We start from the raw sequence: 16196 nt of genomic DNA, 5'->3' as shown, positions 1-16196 counted from the left end.
GGGAACGGCCGAAATGAAAAGGGTCGCCCTGCGGCGACCCTTTGCTTTGCTTCGATTCAGGCGTCCACGTCCCAGCCGCTGATCTGCTTGCTGTCCATGAACTCCTCAAGCCCCCAGACGCCGCCTTCGCGCGCCCGGCCCGATGCCTTGACCCCGCCAAAGGCCGAGCCACGGCCGCGGCTTTGGCCATTCGTCTCGATCATGCCGGCGCGAAGCTGGCGGGCCAGGCGATTCCGGCGCGTGCCGTCCTGGGTCTGGACATAGTTGGTCAGGCCATAGACCGTGTCATTCGCGATACCGACTGCCTCTTCCTCGGTGTCGAAGGGAATGATCGACAGGACCGGCCCGAAGATTTCCTGCCGGGCGATGGTCATGTCGTTGTTCACGTCGGCAAAGACCGTCGGGCGGACGTAATAGCCGCGGTTGACGCCCTCGGGCAGGCCGGGACCGCCCGCAACAAGCCGCGCACCTTCGTCGATGCCCTTCTGGATCAGATCCTGGATCTTGTCCCACTGCACCTTGCTGACGACCGGACCGATATGGCGGCCCGGCTGGTGGGCAGTCGCAACCTCGGTTTCCTCGGCGATCTTCTTCGCCTGCTCGACCGCGGTCTCATAGAACGAGCGCTCGACCAGCATGCGGGTCGGGGCGTTGCAGCTTTGGCCCGAGTTGTAGAAGACGTGCCGCACGCCGCGCGCCACCGCCTTTTCATCGGCATCGGCAAAGACAAGGTTCGCACCCTTGCCGCCCAGTTCCAGAGCCACCTTCTTCAACGAATCCGCCGCGGCCTTGCTGATCGCAATGCCCGCGCGGGTCGAGCCGGTGAAGCTGATCATCTCGACGTCGGGATGGACCGAAAGCTGGGTGCCAACGCCAAGGCCATCACCGTTCACCAGGTTGAAGACCCCTTTCGGCAACCCTGCCTCGTCCACGATCTCGGCGAAAAGCATCGAGGACAGCGGTGCGATCTCGGACGGTTTCAGGACGACCGTGTTCCCGGTCAGGATCGCCGGGATCACCTTCAGCGTGACCTGGTTCATCGGCCAGTTCCAGGGCGTGATCAGACCGATGACGCCGATCGGTTCCCATGCGACCATGCTGTCCGGTGCGTGCGGCCCCAGCGGTCGGATGAATTCGAAATTGCGGAAGGCCTCGATGAAGGCTTCGATATGGCTGACGCCGCAGCCTGCCTGATCGGCGACCGCCATGTCCTGCGGCGCGCCCATCTCATGGCTGATCGCCGCGCCCATCTCGGGCTGGCGGCGCTTGTAGATTTCAAGGATCTTCTCGACCTTGGCCAGCCGTTCGGCGGGGGGCGTGGCCGACCATGCCGGGAAGGCGGCCTTGGCCGCGGCGACCGCCGCATCCGTATCGGCCTGCCCACCCAGCGAGATGATCGCGACCGGCTCTTCGTTCGAAGGGTCGATAACCTCGAGGTCATTCGGTGCCGACGGCGCAACCCAGGCACCGTTGATGTAGAATTTCCGCTTATCTGCCAGTTCGCCCATGCGCGGACCCCCTTTGCTCTGTCTGGAGACAAGGTGACACCCGAACCGCCCGGCTTCAAGGCCCGTGCTTCGGGGGCGGCGCGACCGGTTTTTTCACGACCCGAGAAGTCGTGCTGGAAAACCCGCCGCACATGCATATCTTGACCCAGCGGAGCAAACCTAAAAGGACCAATTGCCATGTCCCTGCGCATCAACGACACCGCCCCCGATTTCTCGGCCAATTCCACCGAAGGCAACATCGCGTTCCACGACTGGATCGGCGACAGCTATGCCATCCTGTTCTCGCATCCCCGCGACTTCACGCCGGTTTGCACCACGGAGTTCGGCGCAGTCGCCCAGCTGGTTCCCGAATTCGAAAAGCGGAACACCAAGGTTCTGGGCGTTTCGGTCGATTCGGTCACGGACCACGCCAAGTGGAAATCCGATATCGAGAAGGTCGCGGGCGTGCCCGCGAATTTCGCAATCATCGACGACAGCGACCTGACCGTCGCCAAGGCCTATGACATGCTGCCGGCGGATTACTATCTGCCGACAGAGGGGCGCACCCCGGCCCATTCGGCGACCGTGCGTACCGTGTTCATCATCGGGCCGGACAAGAAGGTCCGCCTGACCATGACCTATCCCATGTCGGTCGGCCGAAACTTCGCCGAGATCCTGCGTGCCCTTGACGCGGTGCGCAAGACCGACGGCGTGCCCCTGGCGACCCCGGCGAACTGGATCCCCGGTCAGGACGTGATCGTGGCGCTGGCACTGGATGACGCCGCTGCCGAGGCGAAATACGGACAGCTTGACAAGAAGCTGCCCTATCTTCGCTTTGCCAAGGATCCGGCCTGACCCGGCCCGGCCGCGTCCCATCGGGCGCGGCCCCCTATCTGTCTGGACAGGGTAATGGAAACGCTTGATCCTGCCCGACGGACCAGCTTCGGACGCACAGATGTACATACCCCCGCATTTCAGTGAAATCAGCCCGGATGAAATCGCGGGGATCATGCAGGACGCACCGCTGGCCTGTATCGTTTCCCAGACCCCTCAGGGCCTGATCGCGAACCATGTTCCCTTGCTGTCCGCGCCCGACGGCACGCTGATCGGGCATGTGGCGCTGGCCAATGACATGCACCGGCTGATCGACGAGGGGCAGGAGGTCATGGCGATCTTCAGGGGCGAGGACGCCTATGTCTCGCCGAATTTCTATCCCTCGAAGCCGGAACATCACCGCCATGTGCCGACCTGGAATTATCAGGTCGTGCATGTCTATGGCACGCTCCGCTTCCAGCATGACGAGCAGGCCAAGCGCGCCGCCGTGGGCCTGTTGACGCGCATCCACGAACGGCGGCTGAACGGCAATGACGCTTGGCGCATGGCGGATGCCCCAGCGGATTACCTGCAGCAAATGCTGTCGAATATCGTTGCCTTCCGGCTGACGGTTACGCGGGTGCTGGCCAAGTCGAAGCTGAGCCAGAACCGGGACGCTCGCGATTATTTTGGTGCGATCGCAGGGCTTGAGGCCAGTGGCCATTCCGGCATGGCCCGGCGCATGGCCAGACTGCGCGACGCGGGCAATGAGCCCACCTAAAGGAAGCCGGCAGCCCTTGCCCGCGCGACGTGATGCCCCAGGAAGGAATCCTCGGGGATCTCGCTCAGCCCCTCGCGCGCCAGCAGCTTGTTGATGTTGCTGGCCGTCAGGTGAACCGCATGCGTGCCGGGGCCAAAGCTGCCATCACGCAGTTCGCCCGGCTGGATGAAGCGGCGGCAATCGCGGGTCAGTACCGGATACAGCACGTCCATCGGCAGCGCGTGACGCAATTCATCATGCCGGCGCAGGAAGGCGGTCAGCGCGCGCGGCCCGGTCGAACCCCAGGGCCAGCGATCGATCGGCACGCCGCGGCCCAGCGTCCTGACCCAGTATTTCGCGCGCCGAAGGCCGGTGATATGGGGCGCGACGCCACGCGTCTCGGGCGTCAGCTTCGAAAGCTCGGCCAGTGTCGGCGAATCCTTGGGCAATCGCAGCACGGCGCAATTCACCTGGTCGGGCTTTTCATAGCCATAGATCCGTTCGCCCACGAAAGCGAAGGGCTTCAGCGCGATCATGTCCAGATCGACCCAGGTATGGTCGGTGTTCCGCATCAATGCGAAGCGGAAGAAATTCGAATGCAGCGACGGGCTTTTCTCGCGCGCGTAGATGGCAATGCGTTCACCCGGCAGCACTTCGCGCGCATCCCGCGCCAGGACACCCGCAGGCAGGTTCGCGATCGGCGCATAGCTGTAGACGGTCAGCGGATTGCCGACCCGCAGGAAGGATGCGACCGAGGCCAGCTCGATCGGGCCAAGACGCTCTCCTACCCAAAGCGTCGCAAGGGAATTCCTCATCATTGCCTCGCATGAAAAGACCGGCCCGGATAATCCGGGCCGGTCACGATCAGGGAAAAGAACGTCCGATCACTCGGCCGATTCTTCTTTCTTCTCGGGGGCGATCTCCTCGCCGGTTTCCTGGTCGACCATCTTCATGCCAAGGCGGACCTTGCCGCGATCGTCGAAGCCCAGCAGCTTGACCTTCACCTCTTGACCCTCTTTCAGGATCTCGTTGGGGTGGGTCAGACGCTTGTTGGCAATCTGGGACACATGGACCAGACCGTCGCGCTTGCCGAAGAAGTTCACGAAGGCGCCGAAATCGACCAGCTTCACGACCTTGCCGATATAGACCTTGCCCTCTTCCGGCTCGGCCACGATCGAATAGATCATGTCATAGGCCTTCTTGATCGAATCGGCATTGGCCGAAGCGATCTTGATGACGCCGTCGTCGTTGATGTCGACTTTCGCGCCCGAGGTTTCCACGATTTCGCGGATGACCTTGCCGCCCGAGCCGATCACTTCACGGATCTTGTCGGTCGGGATGGTCATGGTCTCGATGCGCGGTGCATGAGCCGAGAACTCACGGCGACCTTCGGTCAGGGCATGGGCCATCTCGCCCAGGATGTGCATCCGGCCGTCCTTGGCTTGCGCCAAAGCCTGCTCCATGATCGCCGGCGTGATACCCGCAACCTTGATGTCCATCTGCAGCGAGGTGATCCCGTTTTCGGTGCCCGCAACCTTGAAGTCCATGTCGCCAAGGTGGTCTTCGTCACCCAGGATATCGGTCAGGACCGCATATTTGCCGTCGTCTTCCAGGATCAGGCCCATGGCGACGCCAGCAACCGGAGCCTTCAGCGGGACACCCGCATCCATCATCGACAGCGAGCCGCCGCAGACCGAAGCCATGGAGGACGAGCCGTTCGATTCCGTGATCTCGGAAACGACGCGGATGGTATAGGGGAAGTCGGTCGCAGCCGGCAGCACGGCCTGCAGCGCGCGCCATGCCAGTTTGCCGTGGCCGATCTCGCGGCGGCCGGGCGAACCCACGCGGCCAACCTCGCCGACCGAATAGGGCGGGAAGTTGTAATGCAGCAGGAAGTTCGAGCGGAAGTTGCCGTGCAGGGCGTCGATGATCTGTTCGTCATCGCCGGTGCCCAACGTGGTCACGACCAGCGCCTGCGTTTCGCCACGGGTGAACAGCGACGAACCGTGGGTGCGCGGCAGGACGCCGACTTCGCTGTCGATGGCGCGGACGGTCTTGGTGTCGCGGCCGTCGATACGGGCGCCACCGTTGATGATGTCACCGCGCAGGATGCCCGATTCCAGCTTCTTCAGCGCCGAACCCAGGTTGGCGTCGGCCAGTTCTTCCTCGGTCAGGGCTTCCTTGACCTTGGCTTTTGCGGCGGCGACGGCATCCTGACGCTCGCCCTTGTCGCGCAGCGCATAGGCAGCGCGCATGTCGGCCTCGCCCAGCGATTTCACGCGGGCATAAAGCGCGCTGTAATCCGGCGACTGGAAGTTGAAGGGCTCTTTCGCGGCGACTTCGGCCAGGTCGATGATCAGGTCGATCACCGGCTGCATCGCCTCGTGGCCGAATTTCACGGCGCCCAGCATTTCTTCCTCGGTCAGCTCATAGGCTTCCGATTCAACCATCATCACGGCGTCTTTGGTGCCCGCGACGACCAGGTCCAGACGCTGCTCGGGATTGTTGCGCAGCTGGTCCATGTCCTGGACTTCCGGGTTCAGCACGTATTCGCCATTGGCGAAACCGACGCGAGCTGCGCCGATCGGACCCATGAACGGAACGCCCGACAGGGTCAGCGCGGCCGAGGCGGCGATCATGGCGACAATGTCGGGATCGTTGACAAGGTCGTGGCTCAGCACGGTGCACATCACCAGGACTTCATGCTTGAAGCCGGGGGCGAACAGCGGGCGGCAGGGGCGGTCGATCAGGCGGGCGGTCAGCGTCTCTTTTTCGGACGGACGCGCCTCACGCTTGAAGAAGCCGCCCGGCACTTTGCCGGCGGCATAGTATTTCTCTTGATAGTGGACCGTCAGCGGGAAAAAGTCCTGCCCCGGTTTCGGCTCTTTCGCGAAAGTGACGTTGGCCATGACGCTGGTTTCGCCAAGGGTGGCGATGACCGAGCCGTCGGCCTGACGGGCAACCTTGCCCGTTTCCAGCGTAAGCGTCTCTTCGCCCCACTGGATGGATTTCTTCACTTCATCAAACATCTGGTTTCCTCTGGGAACGGCCGGCCCTCCGGTCACGTCCTGTCATATGGCGGCCCCATTGCCGCCCGCCCCGATCCTTCGCATGGCCCCCGAGGCAGGAGCGTCACGTCACAGATGGACGCGCCATACAGCAAAACAAGGGATTTGGGAAGTGCGAAGGCGGTTCCGCACACTGCGCGGAACAGAGGTTTCAGGGGGGCTACCGGTTGCCTCGGGCGAACACACTTCATCACTATGCGACCCTCGCGGGGGAAGGACGGGACAGTCGCCCCGTCCTGGCGGTCCAGAGCCCGTAACTGGATTCCTCAGCGCCCTGTCATGCTGGCGAGGCAGCGGGTGCCAGTTCCTGCGGCTTCGGCGGCGGGCATCCTGCATGATGGAAGCTCTGCCGCAGCCTGATGCAGGATCATGCCGCAAACCACCGGCCTGGCGGCAACTGCAGGCATCGCCTCGTCCGCCGGGAGCAGCGTGCAGGCCCCTGCCCGCTCATTCCACCAATAAGTCTGCGATATATTGACGTAACCCTGCCGGGTAAGTTCCTCGGGTCCCGGACGAGCCGCCCCGGCCGGATCGTTCTCGGCGAGCGCTGGCAATGCAAGAAGCGCCGCCAGAATGGCGACGAATGTCACTGGAAATTTCATCGGTCGGTCCTTTCACGGACGCATGAAAAATGGACTAGGAGATATAAAAATTCGCGCAGCATGGCAGCGCGCCGGCATCCTAGTCGATTTGACCGATTCGTCTAAATTGTTTCTCGCGAAGCCTTCTAGGGCCCCGGCCCATGGCCCGCCGCAATGAAAAACGCCCGCGGCTTGGCCACGGGCGTTCCAGTCATTCGGTCCTGCCTCGGATCAGCGGCGCAGACCCAGCTTGGAGATCAGGCTGGTGTAGCGCGCTTCGTCCTTGCGCTTCAGGTAGTCGAGCAACTTGCGGCGCTGCGCGACCATCATCAGCAGACCACGACGCGAGTGATTGTCTTTCTTGTGCGTTTTGAAATGCTCGGTCAGCGTCGCGATACGCGACGACAGGATGGCAACCTGGACCTCGGGCGAGCCGGTGTCGCCTTTCGCGGTCGCGAATTCAGCCATCACGCGGTTCTTTTCTTCAACAGTGATCGACATCGGGGTCTCCTTTCAGGATCAAAGAGTTATGGCACAGCCCGGGATGTCGTCCAGCGCTGGCCCGTGGAGATGTCCACCGGGATTCGGTCCGGCGGATGCGCGCGTATAGGCGAATTTGCAGGGAAAGCAAAGGATTTTCAGCGATCCTGCCCTATCCCGTATGCGGGACGCGCGTCATCAGGATGTCGCGCAACTGAACGCCCCCTGCCCCCAGAACGCGACCGATGGCTTCGCCGTCGAGTCGGATCACCGTCGCCCCGTCGCGGTCACGATCCAGCGTCAGCAGAGGCTCAGGCTCATGCGCGTCGCCATGCCAGCGAAGTTCGATGATATCTTCGCCCGCACGGTAATCCCCGATTTCCGGCATGCCACTTCCGGGTTCATCCAGCAGGAACAGGTCGCGCCCGGCCCCGCCTTCGGCAAAGTCCCCCGCCATCGGATGCAGCGTGTCCTGGCCGTCGCCGCCGTGCAGCCAGGCGCGCGCGGGATCATCATTCCCCTCCAGCAGATCATCGCCATCGCCCCCGAACAGGGTATCGTCCCCCGCCCCTCCATCCAGCGTGTCGTCGCCACCCTGTCCAGCCAGAGAATCCGCCCCTCCGCCCCCGGTCAGAAGATCGTTTCCGCCGGAGCCATAATCGCTATCGCCATAGAGCCAGTCGGTCCCCTCGCCGCCGCGCAGCGTATCATCCCCCTGCCCGCCATGCAGATCGTCGTTTCCGCCAAGCCCGTCCAACAGGTCGTCGCCGTCGCCGCCGGACAGCCAGTCCGATCCCTCGGACCCGATGACCTCACTGCCCGGCTCGTCCCCCTCATCTCCATCGGGCGGGGTTTCGGGGGCTGGCATGGGCGACGGACCGGTCGCGTCGACCGCCATCCCCATGAACAGAAGCCCGATCAGGCTGCCCAGCAGCAACATGCGCGACACCATGCAGAATCGTGAACCTGTCCTGAAGACTAGGTCCGGGCGCTGCGCGGCACACGTGCTTTGATGGAAAAGGGTTAACGGTGGCCGGCGGCTTCAGCGATAGTCGCGCGCGCCAAAGATGGCGCTGCCGACCCGCACATGGGTCGCGCCCGCAGCGATCGCGCTTTCAAAATCGGCGCTCATACCCATCGACAGGCCGGAGAGGCCATTTCTCGCTGCGATCTCACGAAGCTGGCCAAAATGGGGGACAGGGTCCTGATCGTCGGGCGGAATGCACATCAGCCCGGCCAGAGGCAGATCCAGGCCCCGGCATTCGGCCACGAAAGCATCGGCATCTTGCGGCAGGATCCCGGCCTTTTGCGGCTCGACCCCTGTATTCACCTGTACGAAAAGCTGAGGACAGCTGCCGCGCGCCTGCACCTGCCGCGCCAGCTTCTGTGCAAGCGAGGGGCGGTCAACGGTGTGGATCGCGTCGAAAAGGTCCAGCGCCAGCTTCAACTTGTTGGTTTGCAGCGGCCCGATCATGTGGACTTCGACATGCGGAAAGCGATGGCGCCAATCGGGCCATTTTCCCGCCGCCTCCTGGACATAATTCTCACCAAAGACGCGCTGGCCGGCAACCAGCACCGCCTCGACCCTGTCGGCGGGCTGCACCTTGCTGACCGCGATCAACTGGACCGAACCAGTCGGACGGCCCGCGGCTGCTTCTGCCGCGGCAATGCGGCGCTTGATGTCAATCAATCCCATGCCGCGAGATTCCCAAAAGAAAAGAGCGGGCACAAGGCCCGCTCTTCGTCAAATCGCTGTCCCGAGGGATCAGAATTTGAATTTCACACCGAGGTCGGCAACGGTGTCGTCGAGGTAGTCGGTGTCGACGATACCACCGGCCAGGACAGCGCCGCCGCCCAGGTCGTATTCAGCACCGATACCGAACGAGTCGAACGAGTCGTCGTCGAAGCCATCGGCAACGCCTTTGGTTTCGTCACGGCGCCAGAAGCCTTCCAGCAGGATGGCGTCCATCTGGTAAGCAGCGCTCAGACCGTAGGTCTTGTCGAATTCGACAGCGGTGTCGCCAGTGACGTCGTCGAAGACGATGCCGCGATCGCTGTAGTCAGCGTAGATACCTTTGACCGAGAAGTTGTTGAAGTTGCCTTCAGCACCCAGGGTGATCTCGCTCGCGTCGTCGTGCTCGGCATAGCCCAGAGCGACCCAGAAGTTTTCGGCTTCGTATTTACCGGCAACGTTCCATGCGGTCGAAGCGGTGTCGACTTGGTTGCCCTCATCGTCGATGCCGAAACCCACGCCGGTCACTGCCGGACCCGAGGTGTTCGAGCCGTCCGAAGCCGAAGCGAAGAACGAGAAGTTCTCGAAGGTGTATTCGTACAGGATGTTCGGACCTTGGTCGGTGTTTGCACCGTCGCCGGTCAGGTACGAAATTTCTTCGACGTCACCAGCGAAGGTACCGTCGGTGTAGCCGACTTCGTACAGGTCGCCAATTGCGTTTTCCGAAGCCGAAACGGTGTCACCCATCGACAGCTTGCCGTAGGTGCCCGAAATCCAGACAGCGCCGGCGGTGCCGCGAGCGGCCGAACGCAGCGAGTCCGGGTAGTCGCTGTAGTTTTCTTGGTCGACGCGGAACTCACCACCGAACGACAGGCCGGCATCCGATTCACCGGTCAGGTTGAAGCGAACGCGGGCGCGGCTCGAGAACTGAGCGTCATTGCCGTCATAGATCACACCCATGCGGCCGTCGCCGGAAACAGCGACTTCGGCCGAGGCGAAGCCAGCCGAAAGCACCAGGGCGCTGGTGGCGAAAAGAACCTTTTTCATGGTTTTCCCTCTTGTCTCTCTCGTGTGCCCCAACCGGCAGGCCGGCATGAGGTATGGTTCGCTGTGTCGCCTGTTCCCCTAATCATTGCAACGGAATCAAATCTGGGCTTCCCCTTTAGCAAGGACGGTGATGCACAAGGGCCACACCCGCCGCCGACCCACCCCGGAATCGCCCCGGAACGCATCGTATCTCACCTGTTTATGGAGGTTTTTGCCAACGTTTCTTGTGGGATGCGCGACCTGGGATCCATGGGGCCGCAAACGAACGGACCGCATTCCGAACGGTCGGGACCGCCCCGTTCAATGCGCCATATGCGGCCATCGCGGGGACCGTGCCGGCCCTTGGGGCGACGCGGCGGGGTTCGCCGCCGCCCGCAACCCGCTCTCTTGTCGCTTGGCATCAATTTGCGCTATGGCTCGGCCAGGACGATCCGGGGGATGACAGATGACCAGACGCGCCGCACGGCTGACCGCCGCCCTGTTTCTTTGCGGGGCGCTTGCCGCCTGCTCAGGTTCGGGCTCGGGCCAGAACACCGGACGACCGGACGAAGTCTCGCCCGAGGGCGCCTCGCTTTGGGATCTGTTCGGCAACCGCCGCAGCTCGAACGACACGGTCGCGGTGAACCGCTACCTTTGGAATGCCAGCCTCGAGGTCCTCAACTTCCTGCCGATCCAGACCATTGACCCGTTCACCGGGGTCATCGTCACCGGCTATGGCACTCCGCCCGGCGGCGGCCGTTCCTATCGCGCGACCGTCAAGGTTTCGGACCCGTCGCTGGATGCGCGCGCGCTGAAGGTGTCGCTGCAGGGACCGGGCGGCAGCGCAGTCGCGCCCGATACCGTCCGCGCGGTCGAGGATGCGATCCTGACCCGCGCCCGCCAGATGCGCGTTCGCGACGGCAAGCTCTGACCCCGCTGGACCTGCGGCGAAGCAGCATATAATACCCTGCGGGCAATCTGACGCCCGGAGGTTCCCATGCCCTATGATCCCGCAATCAGCGAGCCGCGCTGGCAAGAGGCGTGGGATAGCGCGGCGACGTTCCGCGCGATCCGGGACGAACGGCCCAAATATTACGTCCTCGAGATGTTCCCCTATCCCTCGGGGCGCATCCACATGGGGCATGTGCGCAACTACACGATGGGCGACGTCGTGGCGCGGTTCAAACGCGCTCAGGGTTTTTCAGTCCTGCATCCGATGGGCTGGGATGCTTTCGGGATGCCGGCGGAAAACGCCGCGATGGAGCAGGGCGGCCATCCCCGCACCTGGACCTACGCCAATATCGCAACCATGCGCGAGCAGCTGAAGCCGCTGGGCCTGTCCATCGACTGGAGCCGCGAATTCGCGACCTGCGACGACGAATATGTCGCCCAGCAGCAGGCACTGTTCCTGGATTTCCTTGATTCCGGGCTGATCTATCGCAAGTCGGCGATGGTGAACTGGGATCCGGTCGACATGACCGTGCTGGCCAATGAACAGGTCGAAGACGGGCGCGGCTGGCGCTCGGGCGCGCTGGTCGAACGGCGCGAGCTGACGCAATGGTTCTTCCGCATCTCGGATTACTCCGAGGAGCTGCTGTCTGCCTTGGCCAACCTGAACGGCTGGCCCGAAAAGGTCCGGCTGATGCAGCAGAACTGGATCGGCAAGTCGCGTGGCCTGCAATTCAGCTTCAAGACGGTGAACGCGCCGCAAGGCTATGACGCGGTCGAGGTCTATACGACCCGGCCCGACACGCTGATGGGCGCAAGCTTTGCTGCCCTGTCGCCCGATCACCCCCTGATCAAGGCGCTGGCCGAGACCCGGCCCGAGATCGCCGATTTCTGCGCCGAATGCCGCCGCATCGGCACCACCGAGGAAGCTATCGAGACCGCGCCCAAGCTGGGCTTCGACACCGGCCTGACCGTGCGCCATCCGCTTGATCCGACTTGGGAATTGCCGATCTGGATCGCGAACTTCGTGCTGATGGATTACGGCACCGGCGCGATCTTCGGCTCGCCCGCCCATGACGAACGCGACCACGAATTCGCGCAGAAATACGGCCTGCCGATCCGCGCGACCTTTGGCGAGCGCGGCATGTCGCTGGAACAGGCCGACGCGTTGGTCGCGGCCGCCCCCTATGTGCCGCTGAAATCCGAAGTCGTGACCTATGTGCGCGGCTTCTCGGGCGAAACCGACCAGACGGGCGAAGCCGCGGTCAACGCCGCCATCTCCCATGCCGAGACCGCGGGCTATGGCGAAGGCGTGACCAAGTTCCGCCTGCGCGACTGGGGCATTTCGCGCCAGCGTTACTGGGGTTGCCCGATTCCGGTCGTCCATTGCCCGGATTGCGGCACCGTCCCCGAGAAAAAGGAAAACCTGCCGGTGCTGCTGCCGCAGGACGTGACCTTCGACGTGCCCGGCAACCCGCTGGATCGCCACCCGACCTGGCGCAACGTCGCCTGCCCGGTCTGCGGCAAGGCCGCCCGGCGCGAGACCGACACGATGGACACGTTTGTCGATTCGTCCTGGTATTACGCCCGCTTCACCGCCCCGCGCGCGACCACGCCGACCGACCGCGCCGACGCCGATTACTGGATGAATGTCGACCAGTATATCGGCGGGATCGAACACGCGATCCTGCACCTGCTTTATTCGCGGTTCTTCGCCCGCGCGATGGTCAAGACCGGCCACCTGCCCGAGACGGCGAAAGAACCCTTCGACGCGCTGTTCACGCAGGGCATGGTCACCCACGAGATCTACATGACCCGCGACGAACGCGGTCGTCCGGTCTATCACCTGCCCGAATCCATCACGGACGGCAGACTGGCGGATGGCAGCCCGGTCGAGGTCATCCCCTCGGCCAAGATGTCGAAATCCAAGAAGAACGTCGTCGACCCGGTGAACATCGTCGCCAATTTCGGCGCCGATACCGCGCGCTGGTTCATGCTGTCCGACAGCCCGCCGGAGCGTGACGTCGAATGGACCGCCGCCGGAGCCGAGGCCGCGAACAAGTTCCTGGCGCGCGTCTGGCGCTTGTCCGACGAAAATCCGGAGGGCGAGGGCGATCAGGAACTGCTGCGCGCCGCGCATCGCGCCATTGCCGACGTGACCAAGGCGATCGAGGGCTTTGCCTTCAACAAGGCCGTCGCCAAGCTCTATGAACTGGCGAATGCCATTGGCAAGTCACCCGCTGGCGGCGAATCCCGCCGCGAGGCGCTGCGAATCCTGGCCCAGCTTCTGGCGCCGATGGTCCCGCACCTTGCCGAAGAGCTCTGGTCGAAAGCCGGCGGGCAGGGCATGGTGGTCGACGCCGCCTGGCCCAAGGCGGACCCGGCTTTGCTGGTCTCGGACAGCGTGGTGCTGCCCATCCAGATCAACGGAAAGCGTCGGGCCGAGATCGAGGTGCCGAAAGATATGCCGAAGGAAGAGATCGAGGCCATTGTTCTGGCCGACGAAACCGTCCAGCGCTTCATGGAAGGCGCGGCGCCGAAAAAGCTGATCGTCGTGCCCGGACGCATCGTCAATGTCGTGGTCTAGGCGCGCGCTGCTTATCGCGCCGCTGATCGCGGCGGCCTGCGGCTTCTCTCCGGTCTATGGGCCGGGGGGAACGGGGGGCAAGCTGTTCGGAAAGGTTCGCACGGCCGATCCGAAATCGCCCGACGATTTCGCCTTTGCCGGCCGCATCGCCGAGCGGATGGGGGCCGAAACCTCGGCCACCTACCAGCTTGACTGGGAAATGCGCATCGCTGTGGTGCCCCAAGCGATCACGCCGGAGGAGGTCACGACACGTTACGCCCTGAACGGCAGTGTCATCTTTACCCTGACCGAGGCGGCCACCGGACGTCCCGTGACGCGGGGGCAGGTCAGCAGCTTTACCTCGTATTCGACGACCGGCACCACCATCGCGACAATGGCGGCGGAACAGGACGCGCATAAACGCCTGGCCCGGTTGCTGGCCGACATGGTGGTGACACGGCTGATGGCCGTCGATCCCGCGACGATTCCATGATCCTGAAGGGCGCCGAGATCGCCCGCTATCTTGCGCGCCCAGATCCTACGCGCCCGGCTCTGCTGATCTATGGTCAGGATGCGATGCGCGTCGCGTTGAAGCGCGCAGAGGCGGTCAAGGCGCTGGTCGGCGACAACGCAGATGAGGAAATGCGCCTGACCCGATTGCCCGGCGGCGACCTGCGCAAGGATCCGGCGGCGCTGATGGATGCGGTCAAGGCGGTGGGATTCTTTCCCGGCCAGCGTCTGGTGCTGGTCGATGACACGCCCGATGCAGCCGCCCCGGCCATCGCGGCGGCAATCGCCGATTGGCGCAGCGGGGACGCAGTCATTGTCGTGGCCGCGGGCGGGCTGTCCAAGTCCTCGGCCCTGCGCAAGCTGTTCGAACCCCATCCCGCCGCGGTCACCGCCCCGATCTATGACGATCCACCCGGCGAGGAAGAGATCACCCGTTGGCTGGCCGAAGCGGGCCTGCGCGAAGTGCCGCGCGATGCCATGCGCGACCTTGCACTGCTCAGTCGCGCGCTCGATCCCGGCGATTTTCGCCAGACCGTGGAAAAGATCGGCCTTTACAAGCATGGCGACCCGACGCCGCTGACCCCGGCCGAGATCGCCGATCTTGCCCCCGCGACGATCGAGGCCGAGGTGGACGAGCTGATCGATTCCGTGGCCGAGGGGCGCGCTCGTGAATTTGCTCTGCTGATGCGGCGGATCGAGGCGCAGGGAATCCTGCCCGTCACGCTTTGCATCGCCGCGTTGCGCCATTTCCGGGCCCTTCATGCCGCCTCGTCCGATCCCGGTGGGCCGGGGGCCGGTCTGGCGCGCCTGCGCCCGCCCGTCTTTGGCCCTCGGCGCGACCGGATGCTGCGGCAGGCGCAGGTATGGGGAATGCGCGCGCTGGAGGATGCCATTCACCAGCTGATCGACACCGACCTTTCCCTGCGCTCGGCATCCCGCGCGCCAGCCCTTGCGGTGATGGAGCGGATGCTGCTGCGGCTTTGCATGATGCCGCGGGGCGGGCGGTGAACGCTGCCACGCGGGTCGATGCGCTGATCGTCGGTGCCGGCCCCGCGGGCCTTATGGCGGCCGAGGTGCTGGCCGGGCAGGGCGCACGCGTTCTGGTGGCCGAGGCCATGCCGACCCCGGCCCGAAAATTCCTGATGGCGGGCAAGTCGGGCCTGAACCTGACCAAGAACGAGGGGCGGGACGCCTTCAGCCGGCGCCTGCACGGTCCCATGCTGCAAGGTGTCGGGCAGGTCGCAGGCCACGCCCTTGGCATCGACGAGTTCGGCCCGGCCGAGGCGATCCGCTGGGCCAAGGGGCTGGGGATCGAGATGTTCACCGGTTCGACCGGCCGCGTCTTTCCGGTCGGGATGAAGGCCTCGCCCCTGCTGCGGGCCTGGCTTTCGCGATTGCGGGGGCAGGGGGTCGATCTTCGCACCCGCTGGCGCTGGACCGGGTTCGAAGGGCAGGCCTGGCGCTTCGACACCCCGGACGGCGCTGTCCTGCTGGACCCCAATGTCGCAGTCCTTGGCCTTGGCGGCGCAAGCTGGCCACGGCTGGGGTCGGATGCCACATGGATCCCGTGGCTGGCCGGGCAGGGCGTTCGGATCGCGCCGTTCCGCCCCGCGAACATGGGATTCCGCGTTCACTGGTCCGCCGCGATGACCCGGCATTTCGGACAGGCGGTCAAGGGCACCGCGATCAGCGCGGGCGCACTGGTCAGCCGCGGCGAATGGGTGGTGACTGCCCAGGGCGTCGAGGGTGGCGGTATCTACGAAATCGCGCAGGCCCTGCGGGACGGCCAGGACGGACGGATCGACCTTGCCCCCGACCTGCCGCTGGCCGAGCTTGCGCGTCGCTTCTATCGCGCGCCAGCGCGTCTTTCCGTCGGGAACCGGATCCGGCGGGTGCTGGGCGACCCCATGCGTGCGGCGCTGCTGATGGAATGGGGGCAGCCCCTGCCCGCGGATCCCGACGGGTTGGCCGCAGCCGCGAAATCCCTGCCGCTTCGCCATGACGGGGCGGCAGGGCTTGATCGCGCCATATCGTCGGCTGGGGGAATCATGGCCGAAGCCCTGGGCGAGCGGCTGGAGCTGTCGGTCCTGCCGGGCGTCTTCGCCGCGGGCGAGATGCTGGACTGGGAAGCCCCGACCGGGGGCTATCTGCTGACCGCCTGCCTGGCTTCGGGACGGCTGGCGGGGACCGGCGCGGCGATGAAACTTGGTCTCAGGCCCCGCTAG

The 16196-nt window shown here is 64.4% G+C and carries 15 protein-coding genes; 7 read left to right on the top strand and 8 right to left on the bottom strand.

The genetic code is table 11. From position 1 onward, the window contains the following. Positions 1-56: 56 nt before the first annotated feature. Complete coding sequence (locus tag RM190_RS13085; protein ID WP_311759981.1) at positions 57-1499, bottom strand: aldehyde dehydrogenase family protein; 1443 nt, start codon at positions 1497-1499, stop codon at positions 57-59. Positions 1500-1685: 186 nt separating this feature from the next. On the opposite strand from RM190_RS13085, the gene RM190_RS13080 reads away from it, so the two are divergent. Both RM190_RS13080 and RM190_RS13075 read left to right on the top strand, forming a co-directional pair. Continuing rightward, positions 1686-2342, top strand: a complete 657-nt coding sequence (locus RM190_RS13080) for a peroxiredoxin (protein ID WP_311759897.1) — start codon at positions 1686-1688, stop codon at positions 2340-2342. A 100-nt stretch (positions 2343-2442) separates the two neighbouring features. After that, positions 2443-3081 carry an FMN-binding negative transcriptional regulator gene (locus tag RM190_RS13075; protein WP_311759896.1) on the top strand — a complete coding sequence of 213 codons (639 nt, stop codon included), beginning with the start codon at positions 2443-2445 and terminating at the stop codon, positions 3079-3081. Here RM190_RS13075 and RM190_RS13070 read toward each other — a convergent pair. The 7 genes from RM190_RS13070 to RM190_RS13040 form a co-directional block, all read right to left on the bottom strand. Next, a complete protein-coding gene (locus RM190_RS13070) occupies positions 3078-3875 on the bottom strand; it encodes a hypothetical protein (RefSeq protein ID WP_311759895.1) in 798 nt (265 codons plus the stop codon). The two genes, RM190_RS13075 and RM190_RS13070, sit on opposite strands and share 4 nt — an antisense overlap. Positions 3876-3944: 69 nt before the next feature. Continuing rightward, positions 3945-6089 carry a polyribonucleotide nucleotidyltransferase gene (pnp, locus tag RM190_RS13065; protein WP_311759894.1) on the bottom strand — a complete coding sequence of 715 codons (2145 nt, stop codon included), beginning with the start codon at positions 6087-6089 and terminating at the stop codon, positions 3945-3947. A gap of 305 nt (positions 6090-6394) precedes the next feature. Further along, positions 6395-6730 carry a hypothetical protein gene (locus RM190_RS13060; protein ID WP_311759893.1) on the bottom strand — a complete coding sequence of 112 codons (336 nt, stop codon included), beginning with the start codon at positions 6728-6730 and terminating at the stop codon, positions 6395-6397. A gap of 210 nt (positions 6731-6940) precedes the next feature. Further along, positions 6941-7210 carry a 30S ribosomal protein S15 gene (gene rpsO, locus RM190_RS13055; RefSeq protein WP_311759892.1) on the bottom strand — a complete coding sequence of 90 codons (270 nt, stop codon included), beginning with the start codon at positions 7208-7210 and terminating at the stop codon, positions 6941-6943. 151 nt (positions 7211-7361) lie between these two features. Beyond that, entirely contained in the window at positions 7362-8129 is a 768-nt protein-coding gene (locus RM190_RS13050; protein ID WP_311759891.1) for a calcium-binding protein, read from the bottom strand. Positions 8130-8231: 102 nt separating this feature from the next. Further along, positions 8232-8885, bottom strand: coding sequence for a YggS family pyridoxal phosphate-dependent enzyme (locus RM190_RS13045; protein ID WP_311759890.1), 654 nt, complete (start codon positions 8883-8885; stop codon positions 8232-8234). 69 nt (positions 8886-8954) lie between these two features. Then, entirely contained in the window at positions 8955-9968 is a 1014-nt protein-coding gene (locus RM190_RS13040) for a porin (protein ID WP_311759889.1), read from the bottom strand. 445 nt (positions 9969-10413) lie between these two features. On the opposite strand from RM190_RS13040, the gene RM190_RS13035 reads away from it, so the two are divergent. The 5 genes from RM190_RS13035 to RM190_RS13015 all read left to right on the top strand — a co-directional run bounded on the left by RM190_RS13035 (position 10414) and on the right by RM190_RS13015 (position 16196). Next, a complete protein-coding gene (locus RM190_RS13035; protein WP_311759888.1) occupies positions 10414-10878 on the top strand; it encodes a DUF3576 domain-containing protein in 465 nt (154 codons plus the stop codon). A 66-nt stretch (positions 10879-10944) separates the two neighbouring features. After that, a complete protein-coding gene (leuS, locus tag RM190_RS13030) occupies positions 10945-13482 on the top strand; it encodes a leucine--tRNA ligase (protein WP_311759887.1) in 2538 nt (845 codons plus the stop codon). Beyond that, on the top strand, positions 13469-13954 hold the full coding sequence (gene lptE / locus RM190_RS13025) for an LPS assembly lipoprotein LptE (RefSeq protein ID WP_311759886.1): 486 nt from the start codon (positions 13469-13471) through the stop codon (positions 13952-13954). The genes leuS and lptE overlap by 14 nt, the downstream gene beginning before the upstream one ends. Continuing rightward, positions 13951-14979 carry a DNA polymerase III subunit delta gene (gene holA, locus RM190_RS13020; protein ID WP_311759885.1) on the top strand — a complete coding sequence of 343 codons (1029 nt, stop codon included), beginning with the start codon at positions 13951-13953 and terminating at the stop codon, positions 14977-14979. The genes lptE and holA overlap by 4 nt, the downstream gene beginning before the upstream one ends. A gap of 53 nt (positions 14980-15032) precedes the next feature. Further along, positions 15033-16196: a TIGR03862 family flavoprotein gene (locus tag RM190_RS13015; RefSeq protein WP_390908396.1), complete on the top strand. Its 1164-nt coding sequence runs from the start codon at positions 15033-15035 to the stop codon at positions 16194-16196.

The organism is Paracoccus broussonetiae (genome assembly GCF_031854425.1).
Lineage (GTDB): Bacteria > Pseudomonadota > Alphaproteobacteria > Rhodobacterales > Rhodobacteraceae > Paracoccus > Paracoccus broussonetiae.
Note: the sequence above shows the minus strand (reverse complement) of the source record. Positions and strands in the feature narration are given on the sequence as shown.

Excerpts from the sequence above, each read along its gene's own strand:
- RM190_RS13080 (WP_311759897.1), top strand. The coding sequence starts at position 1,686 with ATGTCCCTGCGCATCAACGACACCGCCCCCGATTTCTCGGCCAATTCC.
- RM190_RS13075 (WP_311759896.1), top strand. The coding sequence starts at position 2,443 with ATGTACATACCCCCGCATTTCAGTGAAATCAGCCCGGATGAAATCGCG.
- RM190_RS13070 (WP_311759895.1), bottom strand. The coding sequence starts at position 3,875 with ATGAGGAATTCCCTTGCGACGCTTTGGGTAGGAGAGCGTCTTGGCCCG.
- pnp (WP_311759894.1), bottom strand. The coding sequence starts at position 6,089 with ATGTTTGATGAAGTGAAGAAATCCATCCAGTGGGGCGAAGAGACGCTT.
- RM190_RS13060 (WP_311759893.1), bottom strand. The coding sequence starts at position 6,730 with ATGAAATTTCCAGTGACATTCGTCGCCATTCTGGCGGCGCTTCTTGCA.
- rpsO (WP_311759892.1), bottom strand. The coding sequence starts at position 7,210 with ATGTCGATCACTGTTGAAGAAAAGAACCGCGTGATGGCTGAATTCGCG.
- RM190_RS13050 (WP_311759891.1), bottom strand. The coding sequence starts at position 8,129 with ATGTTGCTGCTGGGCAGCCTGATCGGGCTTCTGTTCATGGGGATGGCG.
- RM190_RS13045 (WP_311759890.1), bottom strand. The coding sequence starts at position 8,885 with ATGGGATTGATTGACATCAAGCGCCGCATTGCCGCGGCAGAAGCAGCC.
- RM190_RS13040 (WP_311759889.1), bottom strand. The coding sequence starts at position 9,968 with ATGAAAAAGGTTCTTTTCGCCACCAGCGCCCTGGTGCTTTCGGCTGGC.
- RM190_RS13035 (WP_311759888.1), top strand. The coding sequence starts at position 10,414 with ATGACCAGACGCGCCGCACGGCTGACCGCCGCCCTGTTTCTTTGCGGG.
- leuS (WP_311759887.1), top strand. The coding sequence starts at position 10,945 with ATGCCCTATGATCCCGCAATCAGCGAGCCGCGCTGGCAAGAGGCGTGG.
- lptE (WP_311759886.1), top strand. The coding sequence starts at position 13,469 with ATGTCGTGGTCTAGGCGCGCGCTGCTTATCGCGCCGCTGATCGCGGCG.
- holA (WP_311759885.1), top strand. The coding sequence starts at position 13,951 with ATGATCCTGAAGGGCGCCGAGATCGCCCGCTATCTTGCGCGCCCAGAT.
- RM190_RS13015 (WP_390908396.1), top strand. The coding sequence starts at position 15,033 with ATGGCGGCCGAGGTGCTGGCCGGGCAGGGCGCACGCGTTCTGGTGGCC.